The 18,498-nt window shown below is 61.8% G+C and carries 20 protein-coding genes; 10 read left to right on the forward strand and 10 right to left on the reverse strand.

Annotated features, from left to right (window positions below):
* Positions 1-130 precede the first annotated feature (130 nt).
* Positions 131-346 (reverse strand): hypothetical protein, encoded by a 216-nt coding sequence (locus ABIE28_RS20465; RefSeq protein ID WP_354066222.1) that lies wholly within the window; start codon positions 344-346, stop codon positions 131-133.
* Positions 347-434: 88 nt separating this feature from the next.
* On the opposite strand from ABIE28_RS20465, the gene ABIE28_RS20470 reads away from it, so the two are divergent.
* Together ABIE28_RS20470 and pyc are read left to right on the forward strand one after the other, a co-directional pair.
* Positions 435-851, forward strand: coding sequence for a protein tyrosine phosphatase family protein (locus ABIE28_RS20470; RefSeq protein WP_354066224.1), 417 nt, complete (start codon positions 435-437; stop codon positions 849-851).
* 108 nt (positions 852-959) lie between these two features.
* Entirely contained in the window at positions 960-4,400 is a 3,441-nt protein-coding gene (pyc, locus tag ABIE28_RS20475; protein ID WP_354066226.1) for a pyruvate carboxylase, read from the forward strand.
* A 255-nt stretch (positions 4,401-4,655) separates the two neighbouring features.
* Here pyc and ABIE28_RS20480 read toward each other — a convergent pair whose 3' ends face one another.
* Positions 4,656-4,958: a YkvA family protein gene (locus ABIE28_RS20480; protein WP_354066228.1), complete on the reverse strand. Its 303-nt coding sequence runs from the start codon at positions 4,956-4,958 to the stop codon at positions 4,656-4,658.
* Between the two features lie 330 nt (positions 4,959-5,288).
* Positions 5,289-5,501 carry a DUF4287 domain-containing protein gene (locus tag ABIE28_RS20485; RefSeq protein WP_354066230.1) on the reverse strand — a complete coding sequence of 71 codons (213 nt, stop codon included), beginning with the start codon at positions 5,499-5,501 and terminating at the stop codon, positions 5,289-5,291.
* Positions 5,502-5,642: 141 nt separating this feature from the next.
* Here ABIE28_RS20485 and ispG point away from each other — a divergent pair, with 141 nt between their 5' ends.
* Positions 5,643-6,884: a flavodoxin-dependent (E)-4-hydroxy-3-methylbut-2-enyl-diphosphate synthase gene (ispG, locus tag ABIE28_RS20490; RefSeq protein WP_354066232.1), complete on the forward strand. Its 1,242-nt coding sequence runs from the start codon at positions 5,643-5,645 to the stop codon at positions 6,882-6,884.
* A 24-nt stretch (positions 6,885-6,908) separates the two neighbouring features.
* On the opposite strand, the gene ABIE28_RS20495 is transcribed toward ispG, so the two are convergent.
* Genes ABIE28_RS20495 through ABIE28_RS20510 form a run of 4 tightly spaced genes read right to left on the reverse strand, consistent with a single transcriptional unit; the run spans position 6,909 to position 9,367 of the window.
* Complete coding sequence (locus tag ABIE28_RS20495; protein ID WP_354066234.1) at positions 6,909-7,268, reverse strand: hypothetical protein; 360 nt, start codon at positions 7,266-7,268, stop codon at positions 6,909-6,911.
* A gap of 57 nt (positions 7,269-7,325) precedes the next feature.
* Complete coding sequence (locus ABIE28_RS20500) at positions 7,326-7,820, reverse strand: YbaK/EbsC family protein (protein WP_354066236.1); 495 nt, start codon at positions 7,818-7,820, stop codon at positions 7,326-7,328.
* A 9-nt stretch (positions 7,821-7,829) separates the two neighbouring features.
* Entirely contained in the window at positions 7,830-8,462 is a 633-nt protein-coding gene (locus ABIE28_RS20505; RefSeq protein ID WP_354066238.1) for an MOSC domain-containing protein, read from the reverse strand.
* A gap of 2 nt (positions 8,463-8,464) precedes the next feature.
* Positions 8,465-9,367, reverse strand: a complete 903-nt coding sequence (locus ABIE28_RS20510) for a polyprenyl synthetase family protein (RefSeq protein WP_354066240.1) — start codon at positions 9,365-9,367, stop codon at positions 8,465-8,467.
* Positions 9,368-9,607: 240 nt separating this feature from the next.
* Here ABIE28_RS20510 and ABIE28_RS20515 point away from each other — a divergent pair, with 240 nt between their 5' ends.
* The 4 genes from ABIE28_RS20515 (at position 9,608) to ABIE28_RS20530 (ending at position 13,021) form a co-directional block, all read left to right on the forward strand.
* Positions 9,608-10,324 carry a biosynthetic peptidoglycan transglycosylase gene (locus ABIE28_RS20515; RefSeq protein ID WP_354066242.1) on the forward strand — a complete coding sequence of 239 codons (717 nt, stop codon included), beginning with the start codon at positions 9,608-9,610 and terminating at the stop codon, positions 10,322-10,324.
* Between the two features lie 162 nt (positions 10,325-10,486).
* Positions 10,487-10,666: a 50S ribosomal protein L32 gene (gene rpmF, locus ABIE28_RS20520; RefSeq protein ID WP_354066244.1), complete on the forward strand. Its 180-nt coding sequence runs from the start codon at positions 10,487-10,489 to the stop codon at positions 10,664-10,666.
* Positions 10,667-10,787: 121 nt separating this feature from the next.
* The gene (gene fumC / locus ABIE28_RS20525; protein WP_354066246.1) at positions 10,788-12,188 is read left to right on the forward strand and encodes a class II fumarate hydratase; all 1,401 of its coding nucleotides are present in this window, start codon (positions 10,788-10,790) and stop codon (positions 12,186-12,188) included.
* Positions 12,189-12,565: 377 nt separating this feature from the next.
* Positions 12,566-13,021, forward strand: coding sequence for a hypothetical protein (locus ABIE28_RS20530; protein WP_354066248.1), 456 nt, complete (start codon positions 12,566-12,568; stop codon positions 13,019-13,021).
* A 3-nt stretch (positions 13,022-13,024) separates the two neighbouring features.
* Here the strand turns inward: ABIE28_RS20530 and ABIE28_RS20535 are convergent, their stop codons facing one another.
* Positions 13,025-13,276, reverse strand: coding sequence for a hypothetical protein (locus tag ABIE28_RS20535; protein ID WP_354066250.1), 252 nt, complete (start codon positions 13,274-13,276; stop codon positions 13,025-13,027).
* A 208-nt stretch (positions 13,277-13,484) separates the two neighbouring features.
* Positions 13,485-14,252: a hydroxyacylglutathione hydrolase gene (gloB, locus tag ABIE28_RS20540; protein WP_354066252.1), complete on the reverse strand. Its 768-nt coding sequence runs from the start codon at positions 14,250-14,252 to the stop codon at positions 13,485-13,487.
* A 106-nt stretch (positions 14,253-14,358) separates the two neighbouring features.
* On the opposite strand from gloB, the gene ABIE28_RS20545 reads away from it, so the two are divergent.
* The 3 genes from ABIE28_RS20545 to ABIE28_RS20555 are packed head-to-tail and all read left to right on the forward strand — an operon-like array spanning position 14,359 to position 17,247.
* Positions 14,359-15,144, forward strand: coding sequence for a class I SAM-dependent methyltransferase (locus ABIE28_RS20545; protein WP_354066254.1), 786 nt, complete (start codon positions 14,359-14,361; stop codon positions 15,142-15,144).
* A gap of 37 nt (positions 15,145-15,181) precedes the next feature.
* Positions 15,182-16,279, forward strand: a complete 1,098-nt coding sequence (hisC, locus tag ABIE28_RS20550; RefSeq protein WP_354066256.1) for a histidinol-phosphate transaminase — start codon at positions 15,182-15,184, stop codon at positions 16,277-16,279.
* On the forward strand, positions 16,276-17,247 hold the full coding sequence (locus tag ABIE28_RS20555) for a prephenate/arogenate dehydrogenase family protein (RefSeq protein ID WP_354066258.1): 972 nt from the start codon (positions 16,276-16,278) through the stop codon (positions 17,245-17,247). Before hisC ends, ABIE28_RS20555 begins: the two co-directional genes overlap by 4 nt.
* 150 nt (positions 17,248-17,397) lie before the next feature.
* On the opposite strand, the gene ABIE28_RS20560 is transcribed toward ABIE28_RS20555, so the two are convergent.
* Entirely contained in the window at positions 17,398-18,369 is a 972-nt protein-coding gene (locus ABIE28_RS20560) for a DUF2125 domain-containing protein (protein ID WP_354066260.1), read from the reverse strand.
* Positions 18,370-18,498: the final 129 nt, after the last annotated feature.

Consider the following 18,498-nt stretch of genomic DNA (forward strand, 5'->3'; position numbering starts at 1 on the left):
TGCCGATTTCTTGCAGCACAAAAATAGACAGCCCAATATGCTCTCAGCATATAGGTCTGAATGTGCGAGTTGAATTTTGTTTGGACCGTAACAATATGGCCTCGGATGTCACTTTTCAACCACAAATTGACTATTGGACAATTGCCATCGCTTGATTTTTGTGCTGTCTGATCCGCTGTAACAACCGGAAAACTAGGAAATATCGTCCGAATTTACTGCCGAGATTCAGGCGTGATTTTTCTTGCGCACGGCGGTCGATTTGGCCCGATTTTGCCGTGCTGGGCGCGCTGGCTGACGGCGAAGGCGTCGATTTTGGTGCCGCGACCGAGCCGCGCGACAGCTTCAAGACAGCTATCCTTCTGTCGTAGTTGCGTCATGGGCAGCCGAATGGATATAAAGGCGTACCAGCAGGTTCGGTATTTGGGAGCAAACAGTTGGATTTGAAGCGGATCAACGATCACGTCAGTGTCTCCGGGCAGATTCAGCCGGAGGACGTCGCAGCGCTCAAAGCCGCCGGTTTCGTCGCCATTATCAATAATCGTCCCGATGGCGAATCGCCCGACCAGCCAGCCAGTGCCGAAATCGGCGCTGCAGCCGTCGCTGCGGGTCTCGACTATTACGAAATTCCACTCGGCCGCGAAGGGGTCTCTCCTGAAATGGTCGAACAGACCAGGTCCGTGCTCGAGGGGAGCAAGGGTCCGGTTTTCTGCTTCTGCCGTTCGGGAACGCGCTCGACCACGCTATGGGCGCTGAGCCAGGCAGGAGAAGTCGATGCCGGGGAGATCATCTCGCAGGCCGCGGAAGCGGGCTATGACATGAGCCATCTCGCGGGCCACTTGAGCCGCAACTAGATCTGATATTTTCGACGGTTGGACGGGCAACCGTCCTGCCGTTGCTAATTCGCTGAGCCGGACCCAAACGCTCGGGTCCTAAGCCCCTCCTGCTCGGATATGCAATCGATGCCAATCAAGAAAATCCTCGTCGCCAATCGCAGCGAAATCGCCATTCGCGTGTTCCGTGCCGCCAATGAGCTGGGGCTCAAGACCGTCGCGGTCTATGCCGAAGAAGACAAGCTGGCGCTGCATCGCTTCAAGGCGGACGAGGCCTATCTGATCGGTAAGGGCAAGGGCCCGGTCGAAGCATATCTGCAGATCGACGAATATATCCGCATCGCCAAGCTCTCGGGCGCCGATGCGATCCATCCCGGCTATGGCCTGCTCTCGGAAAGCCCCGAATTTGTTGACGCCTGCGAGGCCGCCGGCATCATCTTTATCGGCCCGCGCGCCCAGACCATGCGCGACCTTGGCAACAAGGTTGCCGCGCGCAACATGGCGATCGCGTCCAATGTGCCGGTCGTTCCTGCCACCGATGCGCTGCCCGATGATCCGGCGCTGATCAAGCAGATGGCGGCGGAAATCGGTTACCCGCTGATGCTCAAGGCATCGTGGGGCGGTGGCGGTCGCGGCATGCGCCGCATCATGGACGAAAGCACCCTGCTGTCGGAAGTCTCCGAAGGCAAGCGCGAGGCCAAGGCCGCGTTCGGCAAGGACGAGATGTATCTCGAAAAGCTGGTCGAGCGCGCCCGGCACGTTGAAGTGCAACTGATCGGCGACGATCACGGCAATCTGGTGCATCTGTTCGAGCGCGACTGCTCGGTGCAGCGCCGTAACCAGAAGGTCGTCGAGCGCGCCCCTGCGCCATACCTCAATGACGATGTGCGCAAGGAACTGACCGACGCCGCCGTGCGTCTGGGCAATGCTGCCAGCTATCGTGGCGCCGGCACCGTCGAATTCCTGATGGATGCCGATACCGACAAGTTCTACTTCATCGAAGTGAACCCGCGCATTCAGGTGGAACACACCGTCACTGAAGAAGTGACCGGCATCGACATCGTCAAGGCGCAGATTCATCTGCTCGATGGCGCGGTGATCGGTACCCCGGAATCGGGCGTGCCGCGGCAGCAGGACATTCACCTCAACGGCAATGCCATCCAGTGCCGCGTGACGACCGAAGATCCCGAGCACAACTTCATTCCCGACTATGGTCGCATCACCGCCTATCGCGGCGCCACCGGCTTTGGCGTGCGTCTCGATGGCGGCACGGCCTATGCCGGCGCGATCATCACGCGGTTCTACGATCCGCTGCTCGAAAAGGTCACCTGCTGGGCCCCGACCGCCGAGGAGGCCATTGCCCGCATGCACCGCGCCCTGCGCGAGTTCCGTATTCGCGGCGTCTCGACCAATCTGGCGTTCCTTGAAAACATCATCACGCATCCAGATTTCATCGAGAACCACTATACGACGCGGTTTATCGATACGACGCCGGAGCTGTTCAACTTCAAGCCGCGCAAGGATCGCGCGACCAAGCTCCTGAGCTACATCGCCGACGTCACCGTCAACGGCCATCCAGAAGTGCGCGACCGGCCAAAGCCACCGGCTGAAGCTGCCGCGCCCGTCGTGCCGGAATTCCCGGCGCTGGCCGAGATCAATGGCAGTCGCCAGATTCTCGACCGGAATGGTCCCAAGGCGCTGGCCGAGTGGATGAAGGCGCAATCGCGCGTGCTGTTCACCGACACGACGATGCGCGATGCGCACCAGTCGTTGCTGGCGACGCGTATGCGCAGCTTCGACATCACCCGCATTGCCGAGGCTTACTCGCGCGGCCTGCCAAACCTCTTTTCGCTCGAATGCTGGGGCGGCGCGACGTTTGACGTCTCGATGCGCTTCCTCAATGAAGATCCGTGGGAGCGTCTGGCCAAGGTGCGCGAAGGCGCGCCAAACATCCTGACCCAAATGCTGCTGCGCGGCAGCAATGGCGTCGGCTACACCAACTACCCCGACAATGTGGTCAAGTATTTCGTCCGCCAGGCCGCGGTCGGCGGCGTCGATATTTTCCGCGTTTTCGATTGCCTCAACTGGGTCGAAAACATGCGCGTCTCGATCGACGCGGTGATCGAAGAGGGCAAGGTTGCCGAGGGCGTCGTCTGCTATACCGGCGACATGCTGGACCCTGACCGGGCCAAGTATGACCTCAAATACTATGTGGCTCTGGCCAAGGAACTCGAAGCGGCCGGCGCGCATGTGCTGGGCCTCAAGGACATGGCGGGGCTGCTCAAGCCTGCGGCGGCCAAAAAGCTGATCGCAACGCTTAAAGAAGAGATCAGCCTGCCGATCCACCTCCACACCCACGACACCTCGGGCGCAGCAGCGGCCACGGTGCTGGCAGCGGTTGAAGCTGGCGTCGACGCTATTGATGCGGCCATGGATGCTCTGAGCGGCACGACGAGCCAGCCAACGCTGGGCTCCATCGTTGCGGCGCTCCATGGTGGCGAACGCGATCCACAGCTCGATGCCAAGGCGATCCGTCAGATTTCGTTCTATTGGGAGGCCGTGCGCACCCAGTACCGGGCCTTCGAAAGCGATCTCAAGGGCGGCGCTTCGGAAGTCTATCTGCACGAAATGCCGGGCGGCCAGTTCACCAATCTCAAGGAGCAAGCCCGTTCGCTGGGTCTTGAAACCCGCTGGCACGAAGTCGCCCAGACCTATGCTGACGTCAACCAGATGTTTGGCGATATCGTCAAGGTGACGCCAAGCTCCAAGGTGGTCGGCGATATGGCTTTGGCCATGGTGTCGGCTGGCCTCACTCGCGCTGATGTCGAAGACCCCAAGCGCGATATCGCCTTCCCCGATTCCGTCGTCGGCTTCTTTGCCGGAGATCTGGGCCAGCCCCCCGGTGGTTTCCCCCAGGCGCTGCAAAAGAAGGTGCTCAAGGGCAAGGAAGCGCTGACCGAACGGCCTGGCTCCTATCTCAAGGATGTGGACCTTGAAGCCGAGCGCAAGAAGATTGCCGATGAAGTCGGCCACGAGATCGACGATCTGCGGCTGGCGTCCTACCTGATGTATCCCAAGGTCTATTCGGATTTCGAAAAGACCCAGGATCGTTACGGCCCGACCGAAGTGCTGCCGACACCGGTCTATTTCTACGGCCTCAATGAGGGCGACGAGCTGTTCGTCGACATCGAAAAGGGCAAGACGCTGGTGCTGCAATATCTTGGTCGCGCGCCGACCAATGATAAGGGCGAAGTGCGGGTGTTCTTCGACCTCAACGGTCAGCCGCGCACCATCGTCGTGCCGGATCGCCTCAAGGCCGGTGAAGTAACGGTCCGCGCCAAGGCAACGCCGGGCGACGTCAAGCAGGTCGGCGCCCCGATGCCGGGCGTCATCTCGACGCTCAACGTCAAGGCCGGCCAGAAGGTCACCGCCGGCGACGTGCTGTGCTCGATTGAAGCCATGAAGATGGAAACCGCGCTGCACGCCGAAGTCGATGGCGTCGTCGCTGAACTCTTCATCAAACCCGGCGACCAGATCGACGCCAAGGACCTGCTGGTCCGGTTTGAATAAAACAAAGGCCCGGAGCGATCCGGGCCTTTTTGTTTGAGGTGGGAAATATGCTTCCCCAACCATCGCGCTGTCCTAGGATCAAGTCCTGAACCCAGTAGAGTTTAAGCTATTCTCCCAGTAAGACCTCATGGTGAGCCTGTCGAACCACGAGGTCGTGGCACGGCAAGCTTCACTCGCTCGACCTCGTCCTTCGACAAGCTCAGGATGAGGTCTCTTCACCATGTGCATGCGGCCAATCAGACTCGATGCACAGCCTTAAACCCGGCGCGCGGTGCCGTCGATGGTCTGGCCATTGCGTTCGCGCATGTCGGCTTTGACCGGGATCGGCAGGCGGCTGACGATCCAGCCGACCATCATCGGGATCAGAATGATATCGTCGACCCAACCCAGCACGGGGATGAAGTCGGGGATAATATCGATCGGATTGATCAGGTAAAACGCGACGAACAGCGTCGCGGCCTTGAGATAAAAGGGAGTCTCAGGCGCGAAGAGAGCCTTCCAAAGCTGGACGACTTCCTTGCGGAAGAGGACGAGGCGGGGGAGGAGCATGTTCATCATGGAGTATAAATGGTCCCAAGCTGACCGCGTTCAAGAGCGGGGTGATGATATTCCGCGATTGGGGCAACCACCTTGCTCTGCTCCACCGTCATCACCCGGCTTGTCCGGGTGATCCATTGCACGGGCACGGGACGTTGGATTGCCCGGACAAGCCGGGCAATGACGGTTGGGCGATCGTTTGAAACATACACGCCGTCCTGCAATCCACTGCGCTGCCCTCGGGTTTGATCCGAGGGCCTCTACCAACACCCACCGCGCTACGAGTGACCCTCGGGTCAAGCCCGAGGGCAGCGACTGTGGTGTTTGCACAATGGCGGCCAACAACGGCCCCTACGGCGTCAGCCCCGCCTGCTCGCGTAGCAATTTCACGATCGCCATGGCGTGCCCATGTCCCAGCCCATAATCGGCCTTGAGCCATTCGGTGATCGGGGTCGCTTTGGTGCCGGGCTTGGTGAAGCCCTTTTCGGTCGCGAGGCGGATAAATTCGTCCGGGGTGACGCCGGTCTGGTTCTGGATATTGTCGAGATAGGCTTTGAAGGTCATGGCTGTGCTCCTCGATGATGTTTCATAGCATCGACGCTCGGGGCGCGGCCAGATCGACACAGTTGCGCTATCATCAATCAGAAACATTGCGCCGTTACGCTAGCGGGCCTATTTCTCCCTCAGATATTCAGAGGTGTCGTGATGGCTGGCCCGGCAATGCGCAGGCAATCGGTGGGTGTTGATGTTGGCGGGGTGCTCGTCGGTGGCGGTGCGCCTGTCGTTGTCCAATCGATGACCAATACCGATACCGCCGATATCGATGCGACGGTAAAGCAGGTGATGCAACTGGCGCGCGCCGGTTCGGAAATCGTCCGCATCACCGTGGACCGCGACGAATCGGCGGCTGCTGTCCCGATCATTCGCGATCGCCTCGCCTTCATGGGCTATGACGTGCCGCTGGTCGGCGACTTCCACTATATCGGCCACAAGCTTTTGACAGATCACCCGGCCTGCGCCGAGGCCTTGGCGAAGTACCGCATCAATCCGGGCAATGTGGGCTTTAAGGCCAAGCGCGACACGCAGTTTTCGACGCTGATCGACATTGCCAACAAATATGACAAGCCGGTCCGCATCGGGGTGAACTGGGGTTCGCTTGATGAGGAATTGCTGACCAAACTGATGGACGAAAACGCCGCCTCCGAGACGCCGATTTCGGCGTCCGCCGTGCAGCGCGAAGCCATCATCCAGTCGGCTTTGCTCAGTGCGCAGCGCGCCGAAGAGCTCGGCATGGGACGCGACAAGATCATCCTCTCGACCAAGGTGAGCGACGTTCAGCATCTGATCGCGGTCTATCAGGACCTGGCGGCGCGCTGCGATTATGCGCTCCATCTGGGCCTCACCGAGGCCGGCATGGGCACCAAGGGCGTCGTCGCCTCGTCCGCCGCTTTGGGCATCCTGCTGCAGCAGGGCATTGGTGATACGATCCGCATTTCGCTGACGCCCGAGCCGGGCGGCGCGCGCACCACCGAGGTCAAGGTGGCGCAGGAATTGCTGCAGACCATGGGCTTCCGCCAGTTCCTGCCGGTCGTCGCTGCGTGCCCCGGTTGCGGCCGCACCACCTCGACCACGTTTCAGACGCTGGCCAAGGACATTCAGGATCACCTCAGCGATTCCATGCCTGAGTGGAAAGAGCGCTATCCGGGCGTCGAGGCGCTGTCGGTTGCGGTCATGGGCTGCATCGTCAACGGCCCCGGCGAAAGCAAGCACGCCAATATCGGCATCTCGCTGCCCGGCACCGGCGAAACGCCGGCCGCGCCAGTCTTTGTCGACGGCGAAAAAGTCGCCACCCTGCGCGGCGCCGATGTGGCCGATCAGTTCAAGGTGATGGTCGCCGACTATATCGAAAAGAAATACGGCACCGGCGACAAGGTCGCGGCGGAGTAGGCGCGCCGTCGTTTTAAATGGGGGTCAGACCCCAAACAGAAACGCCAGCAGCACCACGGCCAGTTGCACGACGCCCAGCCCCAGTGGCCCCCAGATCTTGAGGTGATCGCCGGTCTGGGTGCCGATGCCGGCGTCGGCCAGCTGGATCAGGCCGGCGAGGCTGCCGAGCCAGAGCAGGGCGGTGGTGTCGGCGCGGAAGGCGGCCCAGAGGACGATCAGCAACAGCGAGACGGAGCGGGCAAGGCCATAATAGGCAAAGACCCGCGCAGTGTGCGACCGCTCACCGCCCCGCACGATGAAGGCCGGGAAAAACACCCCGGCCAGCGAAAAGCCCGTCGCGACGAGCGCGTTGATGGCGGTAACGACGATCAGCACTGCGAGCATTGTTGGTCTCCGGGTGGTCGCCACCCAATATCAATTCCACCCGAAGCCGGGCTGCCGTCAAACGGTTTCGGCGTCGGCGTCGGCGTCGACGGGCGGCTGGCAGGCATCGACCCATTTGTTGCCGCACAGTTCGGCCAGCCGCTCAACGCTGACCCGCACCGAGGCGTGGGTATCGCCGCCCGCCGGGATCACCAGATCGTAGACCTTGAGCGAAGTGTCGAGATAGATCGGCAGCGGCGCGGGCAGGCCGAACGGGCAGACGCCGCCAACCTGATGGCTGGTCAGCCGCAACACGTCTTCGGCGCCCAGCATGCGTGGGCGGCCGCCAAGGGCGGACTTTGACTTCTGGTTGTCGAGCCGGGCATCGCCGCGCGTCACCAGCAGGAACTCCTCATCCTTGACGCGGATGCACAGCGTCTTGGCGATCTGGCCGGGCTCGACGCCATGCACTTGGGCGGCAAGCTGGACGGTCGCGGTTGAGGCGTCGGTGACTTCAACGACAAGGTCTGGGGCACGGGCGGCGAGATCGGCTTGGACGGATGCAAGGGACATGGCTGGCTTTCAGAACAGGCTGGCGAGTTTGTTTTGGTAGTCGTCGCGCATCTTGTAGTGGATGGGCACATTCAAGGCCTTGCGCATGAAATCGGGATCGAGCTGCCGCTGGCCGTCGAGCGCCATCAGTTCTGCCACGGTCACGCGGTCGCCCTCATAGGGTTGGTACGTGACGGTCGTTACCCGTTCCACCTTGCCCGGTTCGAGCACCCGGCAATAGGCGCCCGGCCGTCCGGCGCGGTGAAAGCGTTTGACGAAACCGCGGTCGCCCATGCGCGCGGCAAAGGTCATGCAGGGCGTGCGATGCGAAGTGACTTCGAGCAGGACCGGCCCGATGGCAAAGCGATCGCCCACGGCGACCAGGCGCCCTTCGACGCCATCAATGGTCAGGTTGTCGCCGAACAGTCCCGGCTCGATGCGCATGCCCAGCTCTGTGGCCCAGAACCGGTAATCGTCGGCGAAATAGATATAGACCGCCTGATCGGGGCCGCCATGATGCTTGCGGTCGCAAATGGCGTCGCCTGCAATGCCCAGCTTACCGATCTCGGCGCTTTGCACGGGAGTCTTGATGATCCCGGTCAGCGGCTTGTAGCCATCGATATGTTGTGCCGCGCCGACATTGATACTGACTAGGCGGGCCATGATCAGTTTTCCCGGCTGGCAAAGTAGCGGGCGGTGGCGCGCAGGCCGTCGGCTTTGGGGCCAAAGGTGCGCAGGCACGACAGCGCTTCGGCAACGATCTGGTCGAGCCGGGTGCGGGCGCCCTCAAGGCCAAGCTGTGCCACCAAAGTCTGCTTGCCGAGCGCGGCATCCTTGCCGGTGGCCTTGCCCATGACTTCGGGCGTGGCCGTCACGTCCAGAATGTCGTCGGCCAATTGGAAGGCGCGGCCGGCCGCTTCGGCATAGGCGGTGAGCACGGCAAGGGCACGCGGATCGGCACCACCGAGAATCGCGCCTATGCGCACGCTGGCGCGGATCAGCGCGCCGGTCTTCATCGCCTGCATGGTCGAGATTTCGTCGGGCGAGAGGCCTGCCTTTTCGCCTTCGATATCGCGCATCTGCCCGCCGACCATGCCGCCGGCGCCCGAGCCCCGGACGAGTTCGGTGACCAGCGCAATCCGCACCGCCGGATCGGGATGACAGGCAGTGTCCGAGAGCAGGCCAAAGGCGTGGGTCAGCAGCGCATCACCGGCCAGGATGGCGGTCGCATCGTCATAGGCCTTGTGCACGGTCGGGCGGCCACGGCGCAGGTCATCATTGTCCATCGCCGGCAGGTCGTCGTGGATCAGCGAATAGCAATGCACCATCTCGACCGCGAGGCCAGCCGTCAGCACCTGTGGTGCGGGGACATTAAAGATCGCAGCAGCCTGACGCACCAACAGCGGACGCAGGCGCTTGCCGCCTTCCAGCGCACCGTGGCGCATCGCGGCAACGAGGCGGTCGGCCGTGGGGCCGGGGCCCGACAGATGACCGGCATCGAGCTGGCCATCGAGAGCGGTTTCAACGGCTTGGGCGCAATCGGCGATGTCGGCAGCGAAATCATACATGAGATTGTTGCTAGCCGGTTGGCTGGCTTGCGGCAAGGTGGTGGTGGGGACCTGGTGCCACGCCCTCGTGGTTCGAGGGTCGCTGCGCTCCCACCTCACCATGAGGGCTACTTAACCGCTGCAGCCAGAACAGCCCTCATGGTGAGGTGCGCGTTCTTACCAGCCTCGAACCACGAGGGCGTGGCACACAGCGAGTGTCGCCCACTAGCTTCCCGATGCTCGCCCCGCTAATGGGGTGGCATGGCATTACGACGTAATCTCAAGGGTATGTGGCGCGTGCTGCGCTGGCCGATCAGCGTGCTGGCGGTGCTGGTGGCGATTCCGCTGGTGCTGACGCCGCTCTATCTGGTGATCAACCCGATTTCGGTGCCGATGATCGAGCGTTACGTCACCGGCCGCCCCGTCGTGCGGGAGTGGCGCAACATCGGCGATATTTCGGACCGCCTCAAGGCCTCGGTGATCTTGTCGGAAGACGGGCAGTTCTGCCGCCATTGGGGCGTCGATATGGGCGCGCTGCGCGAAGAGGTCGAGCGCTATATGGCGGGCCAGAACGCGCGCGGCGCCTCGACCCTGACCATGCAGGTGGCGCGCAATCTTTTCCTCTGGAACAGCCCCAGCGTTGTCCGTAAGGCGCTCGAAGTGCCGCTGGCGCTTTATATCGATCTGGTGCTGCCCAAGCGGCGCATCATGGAGATCTATCTCAATATCGCCGAATGGGGCCCCGAAGGGCAGTTCGGTATTGCCGCCGGCGCGCAGCGGGCCTTTGGCATTGCCCCGCAAAACCTCGATTGGCGCACGGCGACGCTCCTGGTCACGGCGCTGCCCAACCCGATGCTGCGCCAGCCAGGGCGGCCATCTTCGGGGATGGTGCGGATTGCCGGCATCATCGAAGGGCGGGTGCGCGAGTTTGGCAGCCGGGCGACTTGCGTGGCTGAGAATGGGCAGTTGGCGCTCTGAGGGCGCGGATTGGGCGCCGTGGCGACAAATGGACTATCCACACCGCAACAAATCCCCTAGCCAAGGGCGCGATCTTGATCTATAGACCCCACCAATCCCTTCAGAGATGCAGTCTCTGGGCCGCTTCGGCGGCGCAACGATATTGAATTCGGAGTACCGACCATGGCAGTGCCAAAACGAAAGACCTCGCCGATGAAGCGCGGCTTCCGCCGCTCGGCCGACGCTCTTGCAGCTGGATCCTATGTTGAAGACAAGGATTCCGGCGAGCTGCGCCGCCCACATCACGTTGACCTCAAGACCGGCATGTATGCTGGTCGTCAGGTTCTGAACGTTAAGAAGTAAACGAAAGACGAGGCGCGCCTTGCGCTCGTTTCTGATATTCCGACGGCCGATCCCTAACGGGGTCGGCCTTTTTGCTTTGTCTGCCGCCAAAAAGAGCGGCCTATTTCTCGGGAGTTAAGCCATGAGCACACGCGTTGAATCGGACACGATGGGCACCATCGAGGTTCCAAACGACAAGTACTATGGCGCTCAGACGGCCCGCAGCCTCGCCAATTTCGATATTGGCGGCGAGAAAATGCCCAAGGAAATCATCACCGCTTTCGGCGTGCTGAAAAAAGCTGCCGCTTTGGCCAACCACAAGCTGGGCCTGCTCGATGAAACCACCCGCGACCTGATCGTCGCCGCCGCCGACGAAGTGATTTCGGGCAAGCTCGATGACCACTTCCCGCTCGTGGTCTGGCAGACCGGTTCGGGCACGCAGTCCAACATGAACGTCAACGAAGTCATTTCCAACCGCGGCATCGAAATGGCAGGCGGCACCATGGGCTCCAAAAAGCCCGTGCATCCCAATGACCATGTGAACATGAGCCAGTCGTCCAACGACACCTATCCAACGGCCATGCATATCGCTGCCGTCGAGGCGATCGAGAATTACCTGTTCGAGCGCGTGGCGCTGCTGCGCAATACGCTCAATACCAAGGCAGAAGCCTATATGGATGTCGTCAAGATCGGCCGCACCCATCTGCAGGATGCGACGCCGCTGACGCTGGGCCAGGAAATCTCCGGCTGGGTGGCGCAGATCGACTATGCCGTTTCGGCCATCAAGGCGACCCTGCCGCAGCTCAAGGAACTGGCGCTGGGCGGCACCGCCGTCGGCACGGGCCTTAATGCTCATCCCGATTACGCCGTGGCCGTGGCCAAGGAAATCGCGACCCTGACCGGCCATGACTTTGTCACCGGCCCAAACAAGTTTGCGCTACTGGCCGGCCATGACGCTTTTGTCGGTAGCTCGGGTGCGCTCAAGCAACTATCGGTTGCCTTCATGAAGATCGCCAATGACGTGCGTTGGCTCGCCTCCGGTCCCCGTTCGGGCCTCGGCGAAATCATCATTCCCGAGAACGAACCCGGCTCCTCGATCATGCCAGGCAAGGTCAACCCGACCCAGTCCGAAGCCATGACCATGGTCGTGGCGCAGGTGATGGGCAATGACGCGGCGATCGGTTTTGCCGCCAGCCAGGGCAATTTCGAGCTCAACGTATTCAAGCCCGTCATCGCCTATAATTTCCTCCAGACCGTGCGCCTGCTCGCCGATGCGGCCAAGTCGTTCAACGACAACTGCGCCGTCGGCATCGAGCCAGACCGCGCCCGCATCAAGGAGCTGGTCGACAAGTCGCTGATGCTGGTGACCGCGCTCAACCGCAAGATCGGCTACGACAACGCCGCCAAGATCGCCAAGACCGCCCACAAGAACGGCACGACCCTGCGCGAAGAAGCCATCGCGCTGGGCCTCCTCACCGGCGAAGAATTCGACGCCGAGGTGAAGCCAGAGCAGATGGTCGGGCCGCTCAAGCTGAAGAAGTAAGGACAAGGCCCCAACCACGACGTCATTCCCGCGAAAGCGGGAATCTCCTTATCGCGCATAGCCAAAGTGAGATTCCCGCCTGCGCGGGAACGACATGGTGGAACACTGAAAGTTCAGTCGGCAGGGAGCGAGGGTAGGGGCAGATTGCTCGAATATCTGGGCTGTCGTACGACGGAGTTTCCCCATCCTCCGTCATTGCCCGGCTTGTCCGGGCAATCCAATTCGGGCCACGGTGCAAAATGGATCACCCGGACAATCCGGGCGATGACGTTGGGACAGAGTGCCCAAATCAAACCTGGGCTCGAGCGGCGCATCCCACCTTCCCGCCCCTCCGCCAATCTGGCATCATCACCTCACCCAAAACTCGGAGAGCTGCTTTGGTCGACCATATCTATGTGCCGCCGGCTGGAGCGCGTCCGAAGCGGGGGCCGTTTATTCCGCCGCTGCTTGTCATTCCATTCATCATCTACAATGTGGTGGCGTTCCTGTTCCTGGGCGGCAATCCGGCCGGGTGGAACAATACGATCTTCACCATCGCCATGGTGTCGGGCACGCCCTGGGTCGTGTCGCTGGGCGATCTGATGATTTTGGGATCGCTGGTGCTACTGTTTCTCGAACTGCTGAAATCCACCCGCATCGGCACAGTCTCGATTGTCGAGCACATGCTCTCGATGGGGCTGTTCGTGCTGCTGCTGGTCGAGTTCCTGCTGGTGGGCGCGGCCTCCAGCACGGTGTTCTTCATTCTGCTGATCATGGCGCTGATCGACGTCGTGGCGGGCTTCACCATGTCCATCACCAGCGCGACGCGCGATATGTCGATGGGTGGGCATTAGCCCCTAGACGACAACACTGGTCCGATAGCCAACCGGCATGCGGCGGACGGCAATCTGTCCGCCCGCGGCATAGGCACCGACCGCACCCTGTGGCGTGGCGCGTTGGCGCGCCCGCTGGGCCGGCACGCGATTGCGCTCGGCCAGCAGTTGGCTGACGAAAGCGGCGGTAGTTTCGCTGCGTTTCAGCGATGGGCGTGGACTTTGCGGATCGAGTGCCATGGGCAGCCCCGGGCGGTTCGTTTCATAATCGGCCATTTTCAGCCTCGCCTGTCTCAGAACGGGCCAGCTGTCTCAAAATGAAACGCATAAGTGGCCGCTTTGCTCCATTAGGGGCAAACGGCGTGCCAAATGCTAACGATTTGTTAACGATTTCCGCAGGTAAAGCGGGGATGGTTAAACAAACGGCGACGCAAATTGCGCCGCCGTTGTGTGTTTTGTCGGAACGTTTTGGTGTGCCAGACGGCTAGAAGGTGTCCTTGCTCTTGCGGATCGCGGCAAAGACTTCAGCGGGCGCAGCACCTTCAAGACCGAAGTGTTTGGCCAGTTCCGGCGCGTCGGCGCGCAGGAATGGGTTGGCCGCCTTGTCTTCGCCGAGCAGGAACGGAATGGTAAAACGCCCAGATGCCTGCAGTTCACGAATTTCGGCAGCGCGCTTTTGCAGCGCCGCATTGTCGGGATCGACCGACAGCGCAAACTTGGCATTGCTGGCGGTATATTCGTGGCCGCAATAGACCAGCGTGTCGTCAGGCAGTTCGCGCAGCGCTTTGACGCCTTCCCACATCGGGCCAGGCGTGCCTTCAAACATGCGGCCAACGCCCAGCGAGAACAGCGCATCGGCGGTGAACAGGTGCTTGCCCGCCTTGTCGTGGAACACGATGTGACCCAGCGTATGGCCGGGGGCGTCGTAGACGTCGAACACGGTTTCGCCCAGCGTTACCGTCTCGCCACCCGCAACCAGTTCGTCGAGATCAGCGATCTTGTCGGCTTCCCCGCGTGGACCAACCACGCGCACATTGAACTCGGCCTTGAGTTCAGGGATGGCCTCGACGTGATCGATATGGTGGTGGGTGATGAAAATATCGGTGAGGGTCCAGCCACGGTGCAGTAGCGCCGTCTTGATCGCGGCCGCTTCCGGCGCGTCGATGGCAGCGGTGCGGCCGGTCGCCGTGTCGTGCACCAGGTAGCCGAAATTGTCGCTCCGGGCCGCGAACACATCGACGATCAAACTCATGGCAACGCTCCTTGATGAATAGATTAACCCGAGAGCTAGGGGTTCCGGCCGCACATGACAACCGGCCAAATGGACAAGTTCTCGCGAAACCGGCAGAGTTGTCGCCATGACCGCCGATGTGACCCGCCTGATCGACTATTACAAATCCCCCCTGGGCCGCATTTCGCGTGCGCTGGTACGCGAACAGGTGATTGGCCTGTCCAATGGCGTTGCCGGCAAGCGCGTGCTGGGCCTGGGCTTTGCCACGCCCTATCTGCGCTTTACGCTGGAGAAGGCGGAGCGTGTGCTGGCCTTCATGCCGGCGCGGCAGGGGGCGTCCGCCTGGCCGCGCGAGGGTCCGTCGCATACCGTGCTGTGCGATCCACTCGAAATGCCGCTGAACGACGCTGCAATCGATTTGACCATTGCCATCCATGCGCTGGAACACGTTGCCGACGCCGAGGAACTGATGCGCGAGCTGTGGCGCATCACGGCGCCCAATGGCCATTTGGTGCTGGTGGTGCCGCGCCGTCGCGGCATGTGGGCGCAGCGCGACAACACTCCGTTCGGGCAGGGCAATCCTTATTCAGGCGGCCAGCTCGACAAGCTGCTGCGTGACCATAGCTTCGTGCCCGAAGCCTGGCGCGACGGACTGTTCCTGCCACCGTTTCAAAGTTCGCTGGTGCTGAAATCGACGCGGCTGTTCGAGCGGGTTGGGCGCATGTTCTGGCCTGCGGTCAGTGGCGTCATCTGCGTCCGCGCCCGCAAGGAAGCCTTCCCGGCCGTGCCACGCCGCAAGCGCGCGGAGCGGTTTGTCCGCGTCCCCGGCATGAGCCCGGCAACGGCGCGGAATGGGCGTGGCAGATCAATCGACTTGCCCCCAATCCGCCTTTGCCTTCCAGCCCCACTTTGACTATGGTCCGCGCGATTTTTCCGCCCGGATTGGCATCATGTCCGACGACCGTCTTCGCCCCGTTCCGCAGCCCGGCATTCTTGATATTGCCCCCTATGTTCCCGGTAAATCGGGCGCGCCGGGGAGCAAGTCCATCAAGCTGTCGTCCAATGAATCGCCGCTTGGGGCCAGCCCCAAGGCGATAGAGGCGTTCCGTTCGGTGGCCGATCATCTGGAAATCTATCCGGAAGGCTCGTCCAAGATCCTGCGCGAAGCGCTGGCCGAAGTGCATGGGCTCGATGCCGCGCGCATCGTCTGCGGCAATGGCTCCGACGATCTGCTGCACCTGATCGCCCAGTGCTATCTCGGCGATGGCGATGAGGCGCTGATGAACCAGTATGGTTTTTCGGTCTATCCGATCATCACCAGGGCGGCCGGCGCCAGCATCGTTCTGGTCGATGAAACCGACTATACGGCCGATGTCGATGCGCTGCTGGCAGCCGTCACCGACAAGACCAAGATCATCTGGTTGGCCAATCCGAACAATCCGACCGGCACTTATTTGAGCGATGCCGAAGTGCGGCGGCTGCATGCTGGCCTTCGCCCCGATATCCTTCTGGTCATCGACAGCGCCTATGCCGAATATGTGACGGCGGCGGACTATACGGTCGGCTCCGATCTTGTGGCGGAGGCCGAAAACGTCGTGATGGTGCGCACCTTCTCCAAGATGGGGCTGGCAGCGGCCCGCATCGGCTGGATGGTGGGCCCGCCACATGTTGTGGATGCGATCAACCGCATCCGTGGCCCGTTCAACGTCAACCTGCCGGCACAGCTGGCGGGCGCGGCGGCAACGCGCGATGTGGAGTTTACCGCGCGCCTCAAGGAATTTAACGCCGAGTGGCGCGACTGGATCACCACCGAACTGACCTCCAACCACATCTATGTGGTGCCCAGCCAGGCCAATTTCGTGCTGGTGCTGTTCCCCGATGCCGAACACGCCGCACTGGCGTTCGAGACGCTGATGGAGCGCGGGTTGATCGTGCGCGAAGTTGGCAAGTCCTACGGTATCCCGCATGGGCTGCGCATTTCCATTGGTTCCGAGCAGGCGATGCGCGGCGTTGTCGGCATTCTCAAGGCACTGGTTCAAATCTCATGAGTGTTCATTTTCGCAAGATCGCCCTGATCGGTATCGGGCTCATCGGGTCGTCCATCGCGCTGGCGGCGCGGCGGCAGGGGCTGGTCGAGGTCATCTCGATTACGACCCGCCGGCAGGAAACGCTCGAGGAAGCGCGCGAACTCGAACTGGGCGATATCTATACGCTGGACGCCGCCGAGGCGGTGCGCGGCGCCGATCTCATCATCATCTGCACGCCTGTCGGCACTTATGAAAGCGTGATGAAGACCATTGCGCCGGCTCTTGAGCCGGGCGCGATCCTGTCCGACGTCGGGTCGGTCAAGGGCCATGTGGTCAAAACCCTGTCGCCGCTGGTCCCGGCTGGCGTCAGCCTTATTCCTGGCCATCCGCTGGCAGGCACAGAACATTCTGGGCCATCGGCGGGCTTCGCCGAACTGTTCGCCGGGCGCTGGTGTGTTTTGACGCCGGGGCCTGATGTCGATCCGGCGCAGACCGAAAAGCTGGCTGCCTTCTGGCGTGCCATGGGCAGCCAGGTCGAGGCCATGGATGCGGCGCACCACGATATGGTGTTGGCCATCACCAGCCATATTCCCCATCTCGTTGCCTACAATATCGTGGGCACGGTGGCCGATCTTGAAGCGGCGACGCAGTCCGAAGTCATCAAGTTCTCGGCCTCGGGCTTCCGCGATTTTACCCGTATCGCGGCATCGGACCCGGTGATGTGGCGCGATATTTTCCTCACCAACCGCGATGCAGTGCTGGAAATGCTTGGTCGCTTTTCTGAGGATCTGTCGGTGCTGCAGCGTCTGGTGCGCACCGGCGATGGTCCGGCGCTCGAGGCAATGTTCACCCGCACGCGCGCTATTCGTCGCTCGATCATTTCGGCCGGTCAGGAAACTGCCGCCGCCGATTTCGGTCGCCCGCACGAAGCCCCACCCACCCCCGAAGTCACCTTTGTGCGCGAACATGGCGGCGGCGACGACGCTTAGTGCCACACCCTCGTGGTTCGAGGCTCGCGAAGAGTTCGCACCTCACCATGAGGGTTACTGGACCCCCGTGTATCAAAAGCCCTCATGGTGAGGTGCGCTTCTTCAGCGCCTCGAACCACGAGGGTATGGCAAGATGCTGCCCCTTATTCCTCAAAAAAGTGGATGCACGGTCGCGATTGGCACGAGACCGGACGAAATCGCCCCGCCATGGAAGTTCAGCTGATTGGCGTAGGAGCCATCCGGGGCCGGGGTGCCAAACACCAGCGTGCGCCATGGCTCGGCAATCATCGGACCGACACGTTCGGCGACACCGGTCGATTTGATGCTGATCTGGCCTTCCGGGAAACCCTGCGCGTCGAGCGTCAGTTCGCCCGACGCGTCCAGGGTTGCGGCGGCGTCGGTGGCGTGGATGGCGACGATCTTGAGTGCACCACCGGCCTGCTGCATGGACTGCAGCAGCAGCGGATTGTCCCAGTTGCGTACGTCGTCGGGCAGGCCAGATAGTTCGACCTGCACTTCGGCGCTGGCATCGGTCAGCGTTAGGCCGGGCCAGGCGGCGTTCTGGGCGCGGACATAGCCGGCCAGCGCTGCGGTTTTGGCCTCGGCATTGTGCTGCTCGGGAATGTCGAACAGATGAACTTCGACCAGCGGGCTCTGGGCGATAACACTGTTGCCAAACAGCGTGTCGGTCCAGACCACATCGGCGCCAGACACCGAGGCGCGGGCGATGCGCCAGTTGTCGAGGCGGATGCTGGCTTCAAGCGTCGACCAATCGACGCCATTGCGGGTGCCGGTGAAATTGTCGGTCAAATGCAGCGGACCTTTGGCCGACGCCAGCAGATGGGTCGGGGCATAGACGCGAATGCTGGCGCGGATGCCCGGCGTCGTGACGGTGAAGTCACCGCTGACGATCTCGGCATTGACGCAGTCGGCGTCAAAACGGAACGGGAAGCCCGAAATATTGAGGGTTTCGCACGCGATGCGCGGCGTCGTAACGCCATCGGCATTGGCCAGCTGTTCGATATTGTCTTTGACCAGACCCGACAGCACGACCCAGGCGGCGCTCCAGGCGATGACGACGGCCAGCACGACGCAGCCGAGAATAATGATTCGCTTCTTCATGAGCGGAAGTCTTACCTTTCCGGGGCTGCGGACTAAAGTGCGATTGCGCCGATGGGGCCCGGTGCCGCACATCTGGCGCATGGCAAGTATCGCCCAGATGCAATTGCCTCGCTCCGCATGTTTGCCTAG

This window comes from Devosia sp. 2618 (assembly GCF_040546815.1).
Lineage (GTDB): Bacteria > Pseudomonadota > Alphaproteobacteria > Rhizobiales > Devosiaceae > Devosia.